The 229-nt window shown below is 39.3% G+C and carries 1 protein-coding gene; it reads right to left on the bottom strand.

Annotated elements, in window-relative coordinates; genetic code table 11:
- On the bottom strand, positions 1 to 229 hold a 229-nt coding region (locus AAEY88_RS15785), incomplete at both ends, for an isocitrate dehydrogenase kinase/phosphatase AceK regulatory subunit (protein WP_350563918.1).

The following is a 229-nucleotide window of genomic DNA, read 5'->3' as shown; positions in this document are numbered from 1 at the left end:
ACGTAATCTAGCCCTTCAATAGTAAATACCAGCATTACCATACCTGGCGTCCCTGGTGCTGTGACATACTTAAAGTTGGCTGGACTATTTTTAGTCGTATCAACCTTGTGTCGATAAAACTCAGTTTTGGCGTGCTTTATAAAACCAATGGCGTTAAATAACTCAAAACGTTGTTTATGTGGCATTAACACACTTAAGTAATCTACATAACGAGCGGGCTTATCGGTAT

The organism is Psychrobacter sp. CAL346-MNA-CIBAN-0220 (assembly GCF_040309805.1).
Taxonomy (GTDB): domain Bacteria; phylum Pseudomonadota; class Gammaproteobacteria; order Pseudomonadales; family Moraxellaceae; genus Psychrobacter.
Note: the sequence above shows the minus strand (reverse complement) of the source record. Positions and strands in the feature narration are given on the sequence as shown.